At 65.5% G+C, this 19,521-nt stretch carries 17 protein-coding genes and 2 tRNA genes; 6 read left to right on the forward strand and 13 right to left on the reverse strand.

Features of this window, described 5'->3' with window-relative positions; all coding sequences use genetic code 11:
* The first annotated feature begins 3 nt into the window (after positions 1-3).
* The 3 genes from ACK3BB_RS14130 (at position 4) to ACK3BB_RS14140 (ending at position 3,448) form a co-directional block, all read left to right on the forward strand.
* Entirely contained in the window at positions 4-1,458 is a 1,455-nt protein-coding gene (locus ACK3BB_RS14130) for a calcium-binding protein (protein ID WP_428925285.1), read from the forward strand.
* Between the two features lie 87 nt (positions 1,459-1,545).
* A tRNA-Ser gene (locus tag ACK3BB_RS14135) sits at positions 1,546-1,635 on the forward strand.
* 514 nt (positions 1,636-2,149) lie between these two features.
* The gene (locus tag ACK3BB_RS14140) at positions 2,150-3,448 is read left to right on the forward strand and encodes a DEAD/DEAH box helicase (protein WP_428925286.1); all 1,299 of its coding nucleotides are present in this window, start codon (positions 2,150-2,152) and stop codon (positions 3,446-3,448) included.
* A gap of 204 nt (positions 3,449-3,652) precedes the next feature.
* On the opposite strand, the gene ACK3BB_RS14145 is transcribed toward ACK3BB_RS14140, so the two are convergent.
* The 3 genes from ACK3BB_RS14145 to ACK3BB_RS14155 all read right to left on the reverse strand — a co-directional run bounded on the left by ACK3BB_RS14145 (position 3,653) and on the right by ACK3BB_RS14155 (position 7,115).
* A complete protein-coding gene (locus ACK3BB_RS14145; protein WP_428925287.1) occupies positions 3,653-4,132 on the reverse strand; it encodes a potassium channel family protein in 480 nt (159 codons plus the stop codon).
* Between the two features lie 240 nt (positions 4,133-4,372).
* The gene (locus ACK3BB_RS14150; protein ID WP_428925288.1) at positions 4,373-6,742 is read right to left on the reverse strand and encodes an arylsulfatase; all 2,370 of its coding nucleotides are present in this window, start codon (positions 6,740-6,742) and stop codon (positions 4,373-4,375) included.
* 296 nt (positions 6,743-7,038) lie between these two features.
* Positions 7,039-7,115: transfer RNA gene (locus tag ACK3BB_RS14155), tRNA-Arg, on the reverse strand.
* Between the two features lie 306 nt (positions 7,116-7,421).
* On the opposite strand from ACK3BB_RS14155, the gene ACK3BB_RS14160 reads away from it, so the two are divergent.
* The gene (locus ACK3BB_RS14160; RefSeq protein WP_428925289.1) at positions 7,422-8,936 is read left to right on the forward strand and encodes a peroxidase family protein; all 1,515 of its coding nucleotides are present in this window, start codon (positions 7,422-7,424) and stop codon (positions 8,934-8,936) included.
* Between the two features lie 5 nt (positions 8,937-8,941).
* On the opposite strand, the gene ACK3BB_RS14165 is transcribed toward ACK3BB_RS14160, so the two are convergent.
* The 10 genes from ACK3BB_RS14165 to ACK3BB_RS14210 all read right to left on the reverse strand — a co-directional run bounded on the left by ACK3BB_RS14165 (position 8,942) and on the right by ACK3BB_RS14210 (position 18,149).
* Complete coding sequence (locus ACK3BB_RS14165) at positions 8,942-9,961, reverse strand: methyltransferase (protein WP_428925290.1); 1,020 nt, start codon at positions 9,959-9,961, stop codon at positions 8,942-8,944.
* 182 nt (positions 9,962-10,143) lie between these two features.
* Positions 10,144-11,364 carry a cysteine desulfurase gene (locus ACK3BB_RS14170; RefSeq protein ID WP_428925291.1) on the reverse strand — a complete coding sequence of 407 codons (1,221 nt, stop codon included), beginning with the start codon at positions 11,362-11,364 and terminating at the stop codon, positions 10,144-10,146.
* A complete protein-coding gene (locus ACK3BB_RS14175) occupies positions 11,357-11,947 on the reverse strand; it encodes a Yip1 family protein (protein WP_428925292.1) in 591 nt (196 codons plus the stop codon). The genes ACK3BB_RS14170 and ACK3BB_RS14175 overlap by 8 nt, the downstream gene beginning before the upstream one ends.
* On the reverse strand, positions 11,944-12,429 hold the full coding sequence (locus ACK3BB_RS14180; protein WP_428925293.1) for a YIP1 family protein: 486 nt from the start codon (positions 12,427-12,429) through the stop codon (positions 11,944-11,946). Before ACK3BB_RS14180 ends, ACK3BB_RS14175 begins: the two co-directional genes overlap by 4 nt.
* Position 12,430: 1 nt before the next feature.
* Complete coding sequence (gene sufD / locus ACK3BB_RS14185) at positions 12,431-13,711, reverse strand: Fe-S cluster assembly protein SufD (protein ID WP_428925294.1); 1,281 nt, start codon at positions 13,709-13,711, stop codon at positions 12,431-12,433.
* Positions 13,711-14,466 (reverse strand): Fe-S cluster assembly ATPase SufC, encoded by a 756-nt coding sequence (sufC, locus tag ACK3BB_RS14190; RefSeq protein ID WP_428925295.1) that lies wholly within the window; start codon positions 14,464-14,466, stop codon positions 13,711-13,713. The genes sufD and sufC overlap by 1 nt, the downstream gene beginning before the upstream one ends.
* Before the next feature lie 22 nt (positions 14,467-14,488).
* Positions 14,489-14,800, reverse strand: coding sequence for a heavy metal-binding domain-containing protein (locus ACK3BB_RS14195; protein WP_428925296.1), 312 nt, complete (start codon positions 14,798-14,800; stop codon positions 14,489-14,491).
* A gap of 75 nt (positions 14,801-14,875) precedes the next feature.
* Positions 14,876-16,408 (reverse strand): Fe-S cluster assembly protein SufB, encoded by a 1,533-nt coding sequence (gene sufB / locus ACK3BB_RS14200; RefSeq protein ID WP_428925297.1) that lies wholly within the window; start codon positions 16,406-16,408, stop codon positions 14,876-14,878.
* A gap of 41 nt (positions 16,409-16,449) precedes the next feature.
* Positions 16,450-17,496 carry a cysteine desulfurase family protein gene (locus ACK3BB_RS14205; protein ID WP_428925298.1) on the reverse strand — a complete coding sequence of 349 codons (1,047 nt, stop codon included), beginning with the start codon at positions 17,494-17,496 and terminating at the stop codon, positions 16,450-16,452.
* A 191-nt stretch (positions 17,497-17,687) separates the two neighbouring features.
* Positions 17,688-18,149 (reverse strand): Rrf2 family transcriptional regulator, encoded by a 462-nt coding sequence (locus ACK3BB_RS14210; protein ID WP_428925299.1) that lies wholly within the window; start codon positions 18,147-18,149, stop codon positions 17,688-17,690.
* Between the two features lie 185 nt (positions 18,150-18,334).
* Here ACK3BB_RS14210 and ACK3BB_RS14215 point away from each other — a divergent pair, with 185 nt between their 5' ends.
* Together ACK3BB_RS14215 and ACK3BB_RS14220 are read left to right on the forward strand one after the other, a co-directional pair.
* Positions 18,335-18,988: an alpha/beta hydrolase gene (locus tag ACK3BB_RS14215; RefSeq protein WP_088647857.1), complete on the forward strand. Its 654-nt coding sequence runs from the start codon at positions 18,335-18,337 to the stop codon at positions 18,986-18,988.
* Positions 18,988-19,233, forward strand: coding sequence for a hypothetical protein (locus ACK3BB_RS14220; protein ID WP_428925300.1), 246 nt, complete (start codon positions 18,988-18,990; stop codon positions 19,231-19,233). The genes ACK3BB_RS14215 and ACK3BB_RS14220 overlap by 1 nt, the downstream gene beginning before the upstream one ends.
* Positions 19,234-19,521: the final 288 nt, after the last annotated feature.

Here is a 19,521-nt window from a genome sequence, read left to right on the forward strand (position 1 = left end):
AGGATGACCACCTACAGTTATTCCTACATCGAAACCTACGAGTGGGAGAGCGAGTACAATTATTTCGGCGACGGCTGGGAAAGCGCCTCGGGCAACGATATCGCGACAAAGACCGGCGACGTCCGGGCCGATGACGGCACCGATTTCACCGTGAGCGATGGCGAGCTGGCCAATGACACCGTCGACTGGCTGAGCGGGTTCAGCTTTGGCGACGGGCCGCAGAACTATGCCGCCGCCCAACGGACATTGTCCTACGACCTGTTCAACCTCGACTGGGCGGGCGGCACGACGCTGATCTACCGGGTGACCTATGATTTCGTGATCGACGATTTCGATCTCTACACCGAGGGCACATACGAGGCCTGGGTCATGCTGGACGGACCCGCCCTGCCCGATTTCGACACGCTGGAGGCGTTCCGCACCTTCGTCGACGGGGCCGCACTGACCGACCCGGGGCCGGGCTATGGTGAAGGCGATACCGTCGACCTGGGCGGTCTTCCGGGTGTCGACGTCACCGAAAGCGACGTGATCTATGGCTCGAACGGTCCGGGCGAATATTACGGCGGGGCCGGCAACGACCAGTTCTACGAATACGGCGATGACAGCGCCGATCTCTGGGACGGCGGCGCCGGGCGCGACACGATCAGCTATGAACAGGCCTATTCCAACGAGGCCTCGGTCATCAACCTGACCAATCCGGCGCGCAACTCCGGCGTGGCCGAAGGCGACATGCTGGTGTCGATCGAAAACGTCATCGGCAGCATGTCCGCCGACTGGATCACCGGCAATGCCGAGGACAACAAGCTGCGCGGCGAATCGGGCGACGACACGCTGATGGGCGTGCATGGCGATGACACCCTGCGCGGCGGCGCGGGCGATGACACGCTGATCGGCGGCGGCGGGGCCGATGTGCTGGATGGCGGTGCGGGTCGCGACCGGGCCAGCTATGCCGATGCCACCCGCAAGCTGAGCATCGACATGCTCGACACCGGCGGGTCGAGCGGCATCGCCGCGGGTGATACCTTTGTCGACGTCGAGATCGTCGAGGCCGGCTCGGGCAACGACATCCTGCGCGGCGACGGCACGGGCAACCGGCTGCTGGGCGGGGATGGCCATGATGTCATCCGCGGCCGTTCGGGCGACGATGCGCTGTTCGGCCAGGCCGGCGACGACGAGCTGAACGGCGATGCGGGCAACGACCGGCTGCATGGCGGCGCGGGGGCCGACACCTTTGTCTACAACGGCGGCCATGACGTGATCGAAGACCTGACCGACATCGATATGCTGCTGATCGCCGACCGGTTCGGCGCCGGCCCCACCCTGACCCAGGCCGATATCGAAGCGGCCGCACAACTGGTCGATGGCACGCTGGTCCTGGACTTTGGCGACAGCCATTCGCTGACCCTGGCGGGCCACGTGGCCGTCGAGGATATCCTTGGCCAGGTGGCCGGATACTGAAGCTTCCGCAAGGGCCGGTGAAAAATCGGCAAATCGGCCCTTGCGCCCCTCGGAAAACCCACGTACATGCAGCGCCCAGACCCCCGCGGAGAGGTGCCGGAGTGGTCGAACGGGGCGGTCTCGAAAACCGTTGTGGGTGCAAGCCCACCCAGGGTTCGAATCCCTGTCTCTCCGCCACTATCCCTCGTGATAGTCGCCCCGATCAGTTGACCACATTCCGAAGACGCATAGCGAAAAGACGGCCCTGGCCTCACCCCCGTCGGATTGCGTCCGCCCGTGCCGCGCCTGCCCATGCCGACCGGCCGGCTGTCCCTTCCGCCTCGACTGTCGCGTCGCCCAAACCGGCCGCCGGCTGGCCCGAACGGCCTGCAGGCTGAGCGCAACGTGACCGGCCGCCGGCAACAGAGCGTCAACCCTGCGGATCGCGGCGGCTTGACATGTCACGGCCAATGCCCCACATGAGGCCTGTCGCTGCGCTGCCGCGTGAGCAGCCGCGCCGCCGGACCGATCCGGGGGCCATCAGCGCAAACTCTCCAGGTTCCCCATCACGCAGGGTTCTTCATGCGACGGCCGGATGCCGCAGGATCCCCCTGCCCGTCCAGAGGCCGCGCAGCACCCTCGTGCGCCGCGTTACCCGCGGCCCGCAATACGCCTTGGGGCCGATGCCCCAAGGTATTGAAAAGGATGTCACTTGTTCGATTTCGACATGCTCGGCCTGACGCCCGAGCTGAACGACGCGCTTGAACGTATCGGATTTTCCCAACCCACGCCGATCCAGAACCAGGCCATTCCCCTGGCGCTGGAAGGCCATGACGTTCTGGGCCTGGCCCAGACCGGCACCGGCAAGACCCTGGCCTTTGGCCTGCCGCTGATCGACCACCTGCTGGCCCAGCCGGGCAAACCCGCGCCCAAGACGGCCAAGGCCCTGGTGCTGGCGCCCACCCGCGAGCTGGTCAACCAGATCGCCGACAGCCTGCGCACCCTGACCGAAAAGACCCGGATCCGCGTGTCGACCGTTGTCGGCGGCCAGTCGATCGGGCGCCAGATCAACATGCTGTCGCGGGGCACCGACATTCTTGTCGCCACGCCCGGCCGGCTGATCGACCTGATGGAACGCGGCGCCGTCGACCTGGGCCAGGTGCGCCACCTGGTGCTGGACGAGGCCGACCAGATGCTCGACCTGGGCTTCATCCACGCCCTGCGCAAGATCGCCCCCCAGCTGGGCACGCCGCGCCAGACCATGCTGTTCTCGGCCACCATGCCCAAGCAGATGGAAGAACTGTCGCGCGCCTATCTCGACAACCCCAAGCGGGTGCAGGTCTCGCCCCCGGGCAAGGCTGCCGACAAGATCACCCAATCGGTGCATTTCCTCGACAAGGCCGCGAAACCGTCCAAGCTGCGCGAGATCCTGTCCCGCGACATGGACGCCCTGACGCTGGTCTTCGCCCGCACCAAGCACGGGGCCGAACGGCTGATGAAGGGCCTGGTGGCCGACGGCTACGACGCCGCGTCAATCCATGGCAACAAGAGCCAGGGCCAGCGTGACCGGGCGATCAAGGCGTTCCGCGAAGGCACCATCAAGGTGCTGGTGGCCACCGATGTCGCCGCCCGGGGCATCGACATCCCCGGCGTGGCCTACGTGATCAACTTTGACCTGCCGGAAGTGCCCGACAATTACGTGCACCGCATCGGCCGGACGGCCCGCGCCGGCCGCGAGGGCGAGGCGATTGCCTTCTGCGCCCCGGACGAGGCCGACCAGCTGCGCCAGATCCAGAAGCTTATGAAGATCGAGATCCCCGTCGCTTCGGGCGAAAGCCCGCTGGGTGCGCTGGGTGACAGCCAGGGCGACCGGAGCTCGCGCGGCGGCCCGCGCCGCCGGGGGGGCAAGCCGGGCGGCCAAGGACATGGACAGGGTCAGGGCCACGGCGCCAAGGGCAAGCCCGGTGGCAGCAGCAACAAGCGCCGTCGCCGGCCCCGCCGCGCGGCCTGATCCCGCCATCCGGCGATGAGATATCGGGGCGGTCCTTCGGGGCCGCCCCTTTTTCATGGGCCCCGGCGCGTTCAGGCTGCATTGCGCCTTCGTGGGGCCGTTGCGTTCATGCGCCGCCAAGCGGTCATCGCATCGTTCGCCACGCGTTGATGCCCCCTCCCGCCCGTTCAGGGGCATCCGTCCGATCGCCCTCACGTGCCCCGGCTAATGATCCGGCCCGCCCCGGCGCATGTCGTCCAGCGGCCCGCCCGAGGTGTCAAAGGCCTCGGGCAACAGGCGCACGACCATGCCCAGCAGAAACGCCGTGCTGATCCCGAAGGTCAAAAGCCCGGTGATCGCCGCAAAGATCGCAAAGATCCGGTTCTCCGGCCCGGGCACCACGTCGCCATAACCCAGCGTCGTATAGGTCACCGTGGCCAGATAGAACGCCTCTTCAAACGTGCCCAGCACGCCGAGATAGAGATAGGCCGCAGCCCAGGTCCAGATCTGCACCGTGTGCGCCAGCACGATCATCGCCACACCCAGGAACAGCGTGCCCGCGATGCGCAGGCGCGGCAGGCGGATGTCGAGGAACCGCCCGGCCCGCGACAGGTGCGGCACACCCATCGACAGCACCAGCACATGCATGAAGGCGCAGATCCCCAGAAAGATCGTGCCCCAGGTCAATTGCGTCAGGATGGTCATGTCGCGGCTCTGCTCCCCTGGCCCGTGGCGGCCAGATTAACAAAGACCACGGCCCGGGCCAGCCCCGCCCCCGCAGGGCACGCGGCCGGTGTCACATCATCGCCCCGGCCGGGACCTTTCCATGCCTGCGGCGCACGCCCATTCCCCCCGACACGTCGGGAAAACATCACCACCGCGCCGCCAGTCCCCTCACCGCCACCGCGCCAGGCCCGCCGGCCCGACCGGCGCGGGGCCAGGCGCTCAGCGGTGCAACTCGACCACGACTTCGGCCAGCCGGCCCTCGAAATCCAGCGGGGCCTGGTAATCATAGGTCACCGGCGTGCCGGTATCCGACCCGATGTCCTGGTTCTCTGACAGCGAATACTTGAACGGCGTGGTCCGCGGGATCTCGGCCCGGGCGACCTCGACCCCGTCGACCGACAGCGCCAGCGTGCCGGCCCCGCCCATCTCTTCGCCCCCGCCATAGACAAAATCCATCACCAGCTCATGCGGGCCGGCCGTCACCGGCGTGGCCCCTTCCACGGCGTAGATCTCGACATCGATGTAATTATGCGCGGCCTTCAGGACGCCGTCCTTGAGATAGAAGGCCCAGCCACCGGTATTGCCGCCCTGGGTAAAGATCATGCCGCTGGCGTCGTTGTCGATCTCGACCTGGGCCGTCACGGTGAAGGACTTGTTCTTGAGATCGGGCGCCGAGGCCTCGGGCAGACCGGACAGCCGGCCGGGATAGACAAAGGTCGTGCGATCCCCGGCCAGGTTCGGCTTGCCGGTGAATTCGGCGCTGAACCGTTCGGCCCCCCGCCAATCCAGCGGCAGGGCCTTGTTGGCCGAGGCCTCGGCCCACCACAGCGCCTTGAGGCTTTCCAGGATCTCGGGCCGTTCGGCGGCCAGGTCATTGGCCTGGGTGAAATCCTCGTCGAGGTTGTACAGCTCCCAGGCTGCGGTCATCGGGTCAAAGGCCCCGCGCACCGGATCCCAGGGCTCGAAGGCCAGCGAACCGGCCCACCAGCCGTCCTTGTACATGCCCCGGTTCACGAACATCTCGAAATACTGGCTCGTCCGCGTCTCGTCGGCCCCGGCATCGGCCAGCGTGGTCAGAAAGCTCTTGCCCTGGATCGGCACCTGGGTGGTGCCGTTGACACTGCGCGGCTGGGCCACGCCTGCCGCCTCCAGGATTGTCGGTGCGATGTCGATGACATGCAGGAACTGGGTGCGCGTCTCGCCCCCCGCCTGCTGGCGCGCCGGCCATTTCACGATCATCGGGTTGCGCACGCCGCCCAGGTGGCTGGCCACCTGCTTGGTCCATTGGAACGGGCTGTTCACCCCCCAGGCCCAGCCGGCCGGGAAATGGTTGAAATGCAGCTCGGTGCCGATCTCGTCGATCCGTGGCAGCATGTCCTCGACGGTCATCAGGTAGGTGTTGAAAAATGCGTTCTCGTTCAGCGTGCCGTCAAAGCCGCCCTCGGCCGACGCGCCGTTGTCACCGATGATGTAGAGGATCAGCGTGTTGTCCGCATCGGGCAGCCCGGCCACGTAATCCAGCACCCGGCCGACCTCTTGATCGACCTGGGCGCCGAAGGCCGCAAAGACCTCCATCATCCGCGTGTAAAGCCGCTTCTGGTCGTCATCCAGGCTGTCCCAGGCCGGCAGGCTGTCGGGCCGCGCGGTCAGCTCGGCCGATTGCGGCACCAGGCCCATGGATTTCTGCCGTTCAAGGGTCTGGGCGCGATAGGCGTCCCAGCCCATGTCGAACTGGCCGGCAAAGCTGTTGATCAGCTCCTGCGGGGCCTGGTGCGGCGCATGGGTGGCCGCCGGCGCCAGGTAGGCAAACCAGGGCTTGGCCGGCTGAATGGCCTCCATCGTGCCCAGCCAGCGGATCGTGCGGTCGGCCAGGTCGACGCTGACATAATAATCCGGGTCCTGCGGCGTGCCGATGGCCGTCTGGTTCTCGTAGAGATAGGGCCGCAGCTGGTTGGTGTCGCCGGCCATGAACCCATAGAAATGATCGAATCCCAGCCCGTTGGGCCAATGGTCATAAGGCCCCACCGCGCTGGTCTCGTAGATCGGCGTGTTGTGGTTCTTGCCGAACCAGGCCGTGGCATAGCCGTTCTGGCGCAGGATCTCGGCCACCGTTGCCGTGTCCTTGGGGATGATCCCGGTATAGCCGTCATAGCCCGTGGCCAGTTCGGTGATCACACCGGTCCCCGAGACATTGTGATTGCGCCCGGTCAGCAGCGCGGCCCGGGTCGGCGAACACAGCGCCGTGGTGTGGAACCGGGTGTAAAGCAGCCCTTCCTGGGCCAGCTTGTCCATCGCCGGCGAGGGCACGCCACCGCCCGACACGCCGAACTGGCCAAAGCCCACGTCGTCGAGCAGGATCAGCAACACGTTCGGTGCGCCTTCGGGCGCGGTGACGGGTGCGGGGAACTGGGGCGGATCGGAATTCAGGTAGGTCGTGCCCAGGCTGCCGGTGAATTTCTGCTCGGCATAGGGCAGCGTGACCTGCCCGTCCCGCGCGGCGACCGGGGCGTCGCCCTGGGCCCAGGCAAGGGGCGCAAGCAACAGGGCCGGCAGGGACAGGACAAGACGGCGAACAACGGGCGTTGGCATGGCGGCCTCCGGACACGGGGAACTGGTAAACGTCTGTGGCCCGAGCCTAGCCATAGTGCTGTCACCGGACAATAGCCAAGCCCCGGGGCCGGTCCGCCGCGCCCGGCCATCACGTGGCGCACGACGATCCACAACCCGGTCCATCGGGCCAGTCAAGACCGTGACAGATCACGCCGGGCAGCGATCGCGCCTGCCGGCACCGTCTGGCAAACGATGCAGCGGACCACATGCACCCCGGCGACAACGATCAGCGCCGGACCCGTAAGCCATTGATGTCTATGATGTTTGTGAGATCATGGCGCACCCGAGAGGATTCGAACCTCTGGCCTCTGCCTTCGGAGGGCAGCGCTCTATCCAGCTGAGCTACGGGTGCTTGCCGAGCGCTTCTAGCGAATGTCGCAACAGGGTGCAATCGCAGAACCGCGCCCAGGGACAACTTTCTGCGCCCCACCGGCCCTGCCCTCGCGTCAGCGCCGCGGCGTCGGAACGCGGGCGCAGTTTCAGGACAAACAATTAGCATTGATAAACGTCAAGTCAGGAATTCAAATAGCAATTCAATTGCAATAATAAATGCATTTCAAGACAACATGAATTAAAATGAATGCGGGGCAGGTGATTTTCCCACCCCCTTGGAATACCGACCAAGAATTGAATATCTATTTCTTTCCAGGAGCTTGTTATGGCCAAGATGCCGCACGGGATGTCCCGTTACGATATTTTCCTCAAGGAATGCCTTCACAACCCCGAAGCCGGCGGCCCACCCCTGCCCCAGACCTTCGGCTATCTCCTCGATCGCAACCCGATCACCGGCAATCTCGACCGGCAGGCCATCGTCGATGCCTTTGTCTGCCTCGTCGACAGCATGAAGACCGAAGAGCTGACCCCCGGGCCGGCAGAGGCCGGACAGACCTTCTTTGGCCAGTTCATCGACCATGACATCACGCTGGATGCCACCAGCGCCATCGGCACCCATACCGACCCGGCCACCATCCGCAACGTGCGCACGCCGAACCTCGATCTGGATTGTGTCTATGGCGATGGGCCCGAGGCCACGCCGCATCTCTATTCGCCGGACTTCGAGGGCTATCTGCTGTTCGGGCGCGAGGACAACCCGAACGACCTGGCGCGCAATTGCAAGGGCCGCGCGCTGATCGGCGATCCGCGCAACGACGAGAACGTGCTGGTCAGCCAGATCCAGGGCGCGTTCATCAAGCTGCACAACATCCTGATGTCCAAGGTCGACACCGACATGGACGTGCGCAAGGCCATCGAACATTGCGCCGAGGATGGCATCCGGGCCGATGTCTGGGCCGAGATGATCCCCGAGGGGCTGGAGCGCTTTGAAAAGGTCCGCCGGTTCATCCGCCTGCATTATCAATGGCTTGTGCTCTGCGACTTCCTGCCGTCCTTCGTCGACCAGGCCTGTATCGACGCCGCCCTGGCCGGCGATCCCTTTGGGTCCGACGCGCCGATCATGCCGGCGGAATTCTCGGTGGCCGCCTATCGGTTCGGCCATGCCACGGTGCAGCCGGTCTATGGCATCAGCGCCCAGATCCCCGAGGCCAAGCTTTTCGACATGGCCGGTTTCGGCCCGCGCAGCGCCGATTGGAACATGGACATGACCCTGTTCTTCGGCCCCGAGGCACAGCGCGCCCTGCCCGTCGGACCCAACATGGCCGCCTCGCTCTTTGCCCTGCCGCCCAATATCGTGGGCAAGGGCCTGACCTGGGGTGACATCGACATCCCGCTGCCCCAGGCCGCCAAGCTGGGCCTGCGCAACATCCTGCGCGACCGCACGGCGATCCAGATCCCCTCCGGCCAACAGGTCGCCCGGGCCCTGGGCCTGGCCGAACTGCCCGCGCCCCAGGCCCTGCAGGACGCCCATATCACCAAGACCCCGCTGTGGTTCTACTGCCTGCAGGAAGCCGGGGAAAAAGGCCAGGGCAAGCTGACCGGCGTCGGCGGCACCATCGTCGCCTCGGTCATTGCCCGCCTGCTCAAGCTCGACCCCGAGAGCATGCTGCACATCCACGGCTTCCAGCCCTGGCCGGGCTTCGGCGATCATTTCTCGATGGCCAGCCTGATGGCCTATGTCGATGCCCATGCCGGGGACGTCGAATGCGCGCCCGCCCTCTACTGCGGGCCCGCCCACCTGGCCGATGACGCCGGCGCGCCTCCCATCGCCGCGGAATAGGCCTGTCAGCTGGCCCGGGGTTTCACGCCCTGGGCCAGCATGGTCATCTCGGGGATCATCGTGCGGATGCCCACCTCGCCGAAGCCCCCGGCCTCCATGGCCCCGGTCAGCCAGCCTGCATCCAGCGATCGCGCCTCGGGCGTGAAGGCCGTGTGCTGCAATTGCCAAAGCGCCGCCAGCGGCGGGCCCGACCGGTCGGCCTCGACCACAAAATCATGGATCAGGATCAGCCCGCCCGGGTTCAGCACGTCATAGGCCTGGGCGATCAGCCGGTCATGGGTGTCGCCCGGCACGCCCGAGAACAGGTAGGACATCAACACGATATCCTGGCCGCCGGGCCAGTCGGCCTCCAGCGCATTGCCCTCCTGGTAGGTGATCCGCTCCGACAACCCCGCCTCGGCCACGTATTCGCGCCCCAGCGCCGCGACATTCGGGAACTCCAGCACCGTCGCCTGCAGCTCCAGGTTGGCCTTGCACAGGGTGATGTCAAAGGCCGCCGTCCCCCCGCCCACGTCCAGCAGCCGCCGCTTGTCGCCCAGGTCCAGCGACCGGGCCAGCTGACGCGCCGGGCCCAGCGACCCGGCATGCTGGCTCTCGGAATACAGCCGCGCTTCCTCGGGATCGGAAAACCACTGGGCATAGGATTTCGTGTCCGCCTCATCCAGCTTGCCGGTCAGCGCGCCTTCGATCTGGTCCAGCAGCGGATACATCTGCTTGCCCACCTGCAGCCGCAGGTAATCCGAGAAATCGTATTTCGCCCCCTTCACCAGGAACGCCTCGGCCGCCGGCGAATTGGCAAACCGCCCGTCCCGGACCGACACCAGCCCCAGCCCCGCCAGCGAGGTCAGCAGCGTCATCGCCCGGTCAGGATGGATCTCGGCCCGCTCGGCCAGCGCATCCGAGGTCATCGCCCCCTCGGCCAGGGTCGAGAACACCTCGAGCTCCAGCGCCGCAAACAGCGCCTTCGACCCCATGAACCCGAATGCGATGTTGGAAATCTCGTCGGCCTCGGTGAGCAGGGACATGGGCACTCCTTGGATGATTGCACTGCCCCCACCCTAACGCCCCGCCTCCAAAGCACCACCCGTCCTGTCCCAAAAACGACATCGCCCGCGTCGCAAATGCACAAAGGCCGGGCATATGGCGCCCAGCCCTGTCTTCTTCTTGGTGAAAATACCGCCGCCGCAGGCGACGACCGCCAGGTCGTTCAGGCGAAAAGCTCGTGGGCCAGCTCCAGCGCATCGACCAGCGCGTCCACCTCACCTTCGGTGTTGTACAGCCCAAAGGACGCCCGGCAGGTCGCCGTGACCCCAAGGTGATCCATCAGCGGCCCGGCGCAGTGATGGCCCGCCCGCACCGCCACGCCCTTCTTGTCCAGGATCGTCGACACGTCATGGGCATGGCCCGCCCCGTCCAGCGTGAACGAAAAGATCGCCGCCTTGTCACGCGTCGTGCCCTGCACCTGCAGCCAGTTCAGCCCGTCCAGCCTCTGGCGCGCGTAATCGCGCAGCCTGTCCTCGTGGGCCGCGACATTCTCCATGCCCAGCTCCATCAGGTAATCCAGCGCCACGCCCAGCCCGATCATCTGCACGATGCCCGGCGTGCCGGCCTCGAATTTCATCGGCGGATCGGCATAGCTCACAGCCTCCTTGGACACGTCGCGGATCATGTCGCCACCGCCCATGAAGGGCCGCATCTCGGCCATCCGCTCCTTGCGGATATAGATCGCCCCCGAGCCCGACGGGCCATAGAGCTTGTGCCCCGTGATCGCATAGAAATCACAGCCAATGTCCTGCACGTCGACCGGCATGTGCACCGCGCCCTGGCTGCCGTCGACCAGCACCGCCACGCCCTTTTCCCGGGCCGCCGCGCAGATCGCCTTGACGTCCACCCGCGTGCCCAGAACGTTCGACAGCTGGGTGATCGCCACCAGCCTGGTGCGCGGCCCGATCGCCTCGATCACCTTCTGCGGGTCCAGATGGCCGGTGGCATCCGTATCGACCCATTTCAGAACCACGCCCTGGCGTTCGCGCAGGAAATGCCAGGGCACGATATTGGCATGGTGCTCCATCACCGACAGCACGATCTCGTCGCCCGGCTCCATCCGCGGCATGGCCCAGCCATAGGCCACCGTGTTGATGCCCTCGGTCGTGCCCGAGTTCATCACGATCTCGTCCTCGGACCCGGCGTTCAGGAACCGCGCGATGATGCCCCGCACGCCTTCGTATTTCTCGGTCGCCAGGTTCGACAGGAAATGCAGGCCCCGGTGGACATTGGCATATTCCATCTCGTAGGCCCGGGTCACCGCGTCGATGACCACCTTGGGCTTCTGGGCCGAGGCGCCATTGTCCAGGTAGACCAGCGGCTTGCCGTTCACCTCGCGGGCGAGGATCGGGAAATCTTGGCGGATGCGCGCGACATCATACATTGGGTATCGGGTCTCCCATCGGGCCGCCGACCAGCGTCAGCAGCAGGGTCATGGCCAGGGCCAGCGCCAGGATCGACGCGATCAGCACGCCGGCCGACCGGGCCAGCGACCCCAGCCGCAGGGCCTGGTCGATGAAATGCAGAAGGATGAACAGGCTGTAGACGCCCACGACCACCGACAGCACGAGGGCAAAGAACGGGAAGAGGAACTGCAGCACCACCGACACCAGCTGCACGGCCACCCGCAGGGCCTGCATCCAGATCATCACCGCGGCCACGTCGTCGAACGACCCGCTGCCGCCCATCTTGGTGCCGATCCAGTGCAGCACCCAGATCATCACCGCCAGGCCCACGGCCACCAGCAGGAAATAGGGCACCGGCTGGGCCAGCGCGCCGGGCAGCAGCACCGGCAGGCCGGCCAGCACGGCCGGGCCGAACAGCAGGATCGTGTTCAGCGCCGAGATCACCGCCAGCACCAGCCACAGCGCCTCGCGCGGGATGCCCAGGCCCATCACCTGCCGGGCCGCCTGGGCCGGGTCTTTCACCGTCACAAGGGCCAGTGCCCCCCAATCCTGTCCGTTCATTGTACCCTACGCTCCGCCAGTGCCAGCCCCGTGAACCAGAACCAGCCCAGAACGGCAAGCCACAGGATGCCGACAAGCGTCTGCGCCGCACCCGGGCCGATGAACCCGGCCACCAGCCCATGCAACAGCATGACCGGCGCCGAGGCCAGCAGCGCCCAGAACAGCACGACCCGCGCGCCATGCCAGCCACCCTTGCCGCCAAAGATCCGCGCCACCAGGTGCGACAGCGCCGCGACCGCATAAAAGACCAGCGGCGCGATGAAGATCCAGCCCAGCAGCGCCCCGCTCATCAGCATGTTCAGCTCCTGGTCGCCCAGGAAGGCCTCGCGCGACAGGCGCGGCAGCTGGGCCACGAAGGCCAGCACGCAGAACAGCATGAGAAACACCAGCGCCCGGTCCTCGCGCGGCCCCATGTCCAGGAGCCGCGCAATCACCGGGCGCGGGCGGCGATACATGGCCGCGATGTCCGTTGTCACCGCCATCTCAGCCGCGCCGCGACAGCCACCCTTCCAGGCGCGCAACGATCTGCTCGCCCAGTGCCTCGTCCTCGATCTCTTCCACGGCCTCGGCCAGGAAGGCGAGCGTCAGCAGGTTGGTCGCCTCGCGTTCGGGCACCCCGCGCGAGCGCAGGTAGAACAGCCCTTCCTCGTCGATCGCCCCCGAGGTCGAGCCATGCGAACAGGCCACGTCATCGGCATAGATCTCAAGCTCCGGCTTGGCCAGGAACTGGCTGTCCCCGTCCAGCAGCAGCGATTGGCTGATCTGGTAGCCATCCGTCTTCTGGGCCCCGGGCTGGACCAGGATCTTGCCCTGGAACACGCCGGTCGCACCGTTGCGCAGCACCTTCTTGAAGACCTGCCGGCTTTCGCAATCCACCGCGTCATGGGTGATGAACACCGTGTCGTCATGGTGGAAATCACCGTCACCGACACAGGCGCCGGCCACGTGGGCCACGGCCTCGTCACCGGTCAGCTCGACCACCTGCTCGTTGCGCGTCAGCACGCCGTTCACCGTCAGGGTGAAGGACTTGTAGACCGAGCTCTCGCCCAGCCGGGTGAACATATGCGTTGCCGCCCGGCGTTCGTGATCGCGGCCCTGCATGCGCACGTGGTGCAGCGTGGCGCCATCGGCGATGTCGATCTCGGTGCAGCCGTTGAACCGCGCCGCGGCCGGGCCGCTTTCCAGGATCGTGGCCTCGGCCCCGGCATCGACCTTGATCACGTTGTGCAGGATCGCATCCGACGCATCGTCGCCATGGATATGCACCAGGTGGATCGGCTTGGCCGGCTTGCCGGTCACATGGATCAGCAGGCCGTCGGTCGCAAAGGCCGTGTTCAGCGCCGCCAGCGGGCGTTGCACCGGGGTCTGGCCCTTGGCTTCCAGCGTGCCGTAAAGCTCGGTGGCCCAGTGGATATCGGCCCCGGCCGCATCGGCCAGGCGTTCGATCGTCACACCGTCCAGCGCCAGGTCATCGGACGCCGCGGCATCGAAGACACCATCGACAAAGACCACCTTGATCCGGTCCAGGTCATCGAAGATCGGCGTGTCCGAGCTGTCAAAGACCGCGGCGGCAGGCGCCGCGGGCTGGGTCAGCGTTTCGGGCCGGGTGAATTTCCAGTATTCGTCCCGCGCCGTCGGCAGGCCCATCTGGCGCAGCCGCGCCAGGGCATCGCGCCGGGCCGCGCCGGTCCAGCCGGTCTCGGTCAGCGTCAGCCCGGCCAGCCGGGCTTCGGTCAGGTCGGCTTTGGGTTGCGGCAATGCCATCAGGCCACCTCCGCCAGGATGTCCGCATAGCCGTTGTTCTCGACCTCGAGCGCCAGCTCGGGGCCACCGGTCTTGACGATGCGGCCGTCGGCCATGATGTGCACGACGTCGGGTTTGATGTGGTCCAGCAGCCGCTGGTAATGGGTGATCACCAGAAAGCCCCGGCCCGCGTCGCGCAGCGCGTTCACGCCGTCCGACACCAGTTTCATCGCGTCCACGTCCAGGCCGGAATCGGTTTCGTCCAGGATGCACATCTTGGGCTCAAGCACGGCCATCTGCAGGATCTCGTTGCGCTTCTTCTCGCCGCCCGAAAAGCCCACGTTGACCGGGCGCTTGAGCATCTCGGCGTCGATCTGCAGATCCTTGGCCTTCTCGCGCACCATCTTCAGGAAGTCGGTCGCGCTCATTTCCTCTTCGCCACGGGCCTTGCGCTGCGCGTTCACGGCCGTGCGCAGGAAGGTCATGTTGCCCACGCCGGGGATCTCGACCGGGTACTGGAACGCCAGGAAGAGACCGGCGGCCGCGCGTTCCTCGGGTTCCAGTTCCAGCAGGTCCTCGCCGTCGAGCGACGCCGCGCCATCGGTCACCTCATAGCCGTCGCGACCCGACAGCACGTAAGACAGGGTCGATTTGCCCGACCCGTTCGGCCCCATGATCGCATGCACCTTGCCGGCTTCGACGCTCAGGTTGACGCCCTTGAGGATCTGCTTGTCCTCTTCTTCAAGTTTGACGTGCAGGTTCTTGATTTCCAGCATGTTTTTACCCTTCCTTGGGGCCTCAGCCCAGCACGACGGCCGTGCCCGAGGCACTGACCATCAGCATGTTGTTGATGACTTCGTAATCCAGGTCGACGCCGACAACGGCATTGGCGCCCAACCCGATCGCGCGTTCTTCCAGCTCGGCCAGCGCAACCTCGCGCGCCCGGCCCAGCTCTTTTTCATAGGCGCCCGAGCGCCCCCCGATGATGTCGGTGATCCCGGCAAAGAGATCCCGGAACACATTGGCCCCCAGGATCGCCTCGCCGGCCACGATGCCCTTGTACTCGGCGATCTGGTAGCCCTCGACCGACGGCGTGGTGGTCACGATCATGACGCGTCTCCCTCGACATCCGGCGCCCAAATTTCTTCGAAGAAATTTGACAAAAATCTTCGAAGATTTTTGGCCTTACCCGACAGACCCTTCCAGCGAGATGGCAACCAGCTGCTGGGCTTCCATGGCAAATTCCATCGGCAGCGCCTGCAGCACTTCCTTGGCAAAGCCGTTGACGATCAGGGCCACGGCCTCTTCCTCGTCCATGCCCCGCTGGCGGCAATAGAACATCTGGTCATCGTCGACCTTCGACGTCGTGGCCTCGTGCTCGACGCGCGACGAATTGTTCTTCACCTCGATATAGGGCACCGTGTGGGCCCCGCATTTGTCACCGATCAGCAGGCTGTCGCACTGGGTGTAATTGCGCGAATTCTTGGCCTTGGGATGCATAGACACCAGCCCCCGATAGGTGTTCTGGGCAAAGCCCGCGCTGATGCCCTTGGACACGATGCGCGACTTGGTGTTCTTGCCCAGGTGCACCATCTTGGTGCCCGTATCGGCCTGCTGGTGGTTGTTGGTGATGGCGATCGAATAGAACTCGCCCTGGCTGTCATCGCCGCGCAGGATGCAGGACGGGTATTTCCAGGTCACGGCCGAGCCGGTTTCCACCTGCGTCCACATCACCTTGGCCCGGTCGCCCCGGCAATCGGCGCGCTTGGTGACAAAGTTGTAGATGCCGCCCTTGCCTTCCTCGTCGCCCGGGAACCAGTTCTGCACCGTGGAATATTTCACCTCGGCGTCTTCCTCGATGATGATCTCGACAACGGCCGCATGCAGCTGGGCCGTGTCGCGCTGGGGCGCGGTGCAGCCTTCCAGGTAGGACACGTAAGAGCCCTTGTCGGCGATGATCAGCGTGCGTTCGAACTGGCCCGTGTTCTCGGCGTTGATCCGGAAATAGGTCGACAGCTCCATCGGGCAGCGCACGCCCGGCGGCACGTAGACAAACGACCCGTCCGAGAAGACGGCCGAATTCAGCGTCGCATAGAAGTTGTCCGACACCGGCACGACCGAGCCGAGGTATTTTTTCACCAGCTCGGGATGCTCGCGGATCGCTTCCGAGATCGAGCAGAAGATCACGCCGGCCTTCTGCAGTTCCTTCTGGAAGGTCGTGCCCACGGAAACCGAATCGAACACCGCGTCCACGGCCACCTTGCGGCCCTCCGCCGGCGCGTCCTCGGCGCCTTCGACGCCCGCCAGGATCATCTGTTCCTTCAGCGGGATGCCCAGCTTTTCATAGGTCGCCAGCAGCTTGGGATCGACCTCGTCCAGCGATTTGGGCTTGGTTTCCATGCTCTTGGGGCGGGCATAGTAATACTGGTCCTGGAAATCGATCCGGGGATAGTTGACCATCGCCCAGTCCGGCTCTTTCAGCTGGACCCAGCGTTCATAGGCCGCCAGCCGCCAGTCGGTCATCCATTCCGGTTCACCGTTCTTCTCCGAGATCAGGCGCACGATGTCGGGGCTCAGCCCCTTCGGCGCATATTCCATCTCGATATCGGTATCCCAGCCGTACTTGTAGGTGCTGACCTCGCGGACGGCATCCACCGTATCCTGGTCGACCCCGTCCTTGACCTTTGTTTCCATCGGCTTCTGGTCCAATGCGGCCATACTACCCTCCGATCTGGCGCCATCCCGGCGCATCGTCTGCCTTACGCACCCCGCGAGAGGTGCCGTTCATATCCGCGGCACCACGCTTCGGCGAAGCGCAGCACCTGGTCTTCCGTCGTGTCGGGCCCGATGCTGATGCGCACCGCGGCCCCCGCCAGTTCGGCGTCGTATCCCATCGCGGTCAGCACCTGGCTGGCCCGCACCTTGCCGCTGGAACAGGCCGAGCCCGCCGAAATCGCGAAACCGGCAAGGTCCATGGCCATCACCTGGGTCTCGCCCTTCCATCCCGGTGCAATCATGCAGGACGTGTTGGGCAGTCGCTCGGCGTCTTTCCCGACAAAAATAGTTGATTTGGCGCGGGCCTCAATAGCTTTTTCTAGAATATTTCTAATTCCAGAAACACGGTCCCAGACACCCCCGGCCAGATCCCGCGCAGCAGCTTCAGCTGCGGCCCCGAACCCCGCGATTCCAATGACATTTTCGGTTCCCGACCGGCGGCCCATCTCTTGCCCGCCACCCAGGATGCGCGCCTTCAGATCGGTGCCACGGGGCATGACCAGAGCGCCGATGCCCTTGGGTCCGCCCAGCTTGTGGGCCGAAATCAGGGCCATGCCGGCGCCCAGCCAGTTGAAGGCCACGGGCAGCTTGCCGAATCCCTGGGTGGCATCCGTCACGGCCAGGCCCTGGGGCAGATGCTGCACGATGCCGGTTTCCGAATTGGCCAGCTGCAGAACCGAGCGGCCAGGATCATCGACCGCCACCTGGCCATCCGCCCCCACGGCCAGCGTGTCGCTGACCCAGGCCCGCACGGCATCATGTTCGACCGGCGCGCCCATCAGCTCGCGCCCCGCACAGGCCAGCGCGGCGGCCTCCGTTGCGCCCGAGGTAAAGACCACGTCAGCCCCGTCGGCGCCAAAGGCCGTGGCCACCTGGGCCCGGGCCCGTTCGACCAGGCCCTTGGCCGCCCGGCCCTCGGCATGGACAGAGGACGGATTGCCGGCCAGGTCCATCGCCGCGATCATGGCATCGCGCGCCTCGGGCCGCAGCGGCGCCGTGGCATTCCAGTCGAGATAGACCCGGGGTTTCACGAAGCTTGTCCTTTCCTGGCCGAGCCAGTCCTGATGCGGCGTGTCCCGATCCGACTGGGTCCTTTCCGACCCTGCCCCGATCACGCCCCCGCCTGTCGCCCCGGCCGCCACCTGGCGCCAGGACCCCGGCCGCATCGGCCGGGCGCTCCATGTACCCGTCACGGCGCCGGGGTCAAACCGGCAATCGGCCCTCAGTCGGCGTCGACCACGTCAAAGAGATTGGGCACCGCCGGGCAAGGTGCAAGGTCATTGGCGATCACATCCGACAGCCGGGTCTGGTGCAGGAACACGTAGACATGGGCCGACAGCCCTTCCCACAGCCGGTTGGTCAGCGATTGCGCCCGGCTGCCCGACGACCCGCCCGAGGCGCCCGCGCCCTTGTGCATCGCATCGACCGTCTCGTCGACGGCGCTGAGCACATCGACCACGCGGATGTCCGAAGCCGACCGCGCCAAGCGATAGCCCCCGCCCGGCCCGCGCACGGATTCGACCAGGTCGGCCCGCCGCAGCTTGACGAACAGCTGTTCCAGATATGGCAGCGAGATCTTCTGGCGCTGCGCGATCGCGCTCAGCGTCACCAGGTCCTCGGCCGGTTGCAGGGCAATATCCGCCAGCGCCACCATTGCATAGCGCCCCTTTGTCGACAGCTTCACCTTGAATACCCTCCGCTCCGGTCTGGACAACAGCAAGATTGACGCGCGGCGTCCGAACGCATAAGTGCAGGCAAAGCCAGCGCCGCGACGTTCGCCCGAGTCAGACAGCCTCTTAATGCCCTGAGCGATTCCGTCAACAAATTGTCGGCACAAGAAGAAGCATAAGTCAGGAGACGCCGCACTTTATGCCCGAGGTCATTTTTCCCGGACCCGAAGGCCGCCTGGAAGGCCGCTACCACCCGCAGAAAGAAAAAGACGCCCCCATCGCGATCGTGCTGCACCCGCATCCGCAGTTCGGCGGCACGATGAACAACAAGGTCGTCTACAACCTGCATTACGCGTTCTACAACATGGGGTTCACCGTGCTGCGGTTCAACTTCCGCGGCGTGGGGCGCAGCCAGGGCGAGTATGACCAGGGCATCGGCGAATTGTCCGATGCCGCTTCGGCGCTCGACTACCTGCAGTCGATGAACAACAATTCCAAGCATTGCTGGGTCGCCGGGTTCTCCTTCGGCGCCTGGATCGGCATGCAGCTGCTGATGCGCCGGCCCGAGATCACCGGGTTCATCTCGGTCTCGCCGCCGGCCAACATGTACGATTTCTCGTTCCTCGCGCCCTGCCCGTCCTCGGGCCTGATCATCAACGGCACCGCCGACCGTGTCGCGCCGCCGGCCGATACCACGTCGCTCGTCGGTAAGCTGCACGAGCAGAAGGGTATCACGATCACCCATACCGAGGTTGAGGGTGCGGATCACTTCTTCAAGGAACCGCACATGGACACGCTGATGACCAACGTGACCGATTACGTCAAGCGGCGCCTGACGGAGACCACCCGCTGATGTCCGACACGCTCGTCCGCCTCGCCTCGCAGCTGGCCGACGACGTGGTCAAGGCCATGACGGAAATGGGCGACGACCGGTTCTTCACCGAAGTCGCCCAGGTCATCTCGGCCTCGTCCCAGTCGCTGGAAGAGGCCTTTCTCACCGAGGTCCGCATCCGCCTGACCGAACGCCAGGCGCGGGTCTTTCTCGACCGTCGCCTGGCCGAATACCGCGCGGGGCAAGGCACGGCGCCCCAGGGCTAGCGGCCCGCCCGTGTGGGCCGGCCGCCTGGATATTTGGAAAGAGAAAGAAGCCACAACTGCTGCTTCTTTCTCTTCTCAAGTATCCCTCCATGACCTCACCGCCGGCGGCCCGTTTCAGAAAAGGGCGCCCGGGTGATGTCACATCACGGGCGCATCGGCGGCCCCCTGCCCAAATTCAAGCCGAAACCCGCGATCACACCTGCGACAAATCAGTATACAACCGTATACATTACCGCATGGTCATGATTACTGCGCTACACCGCCCACACCCCATGATTCCCCAAAAGC

The organism is Marinibacterium sp. SX1, assembly GCF_050389775.1.
Taxonomy (GTDB): Bacteria; Pseudomonadota; Alphaproteobacteria; order Rhodobacterales; family Rhodobacteraceae; genus Marinibacterium.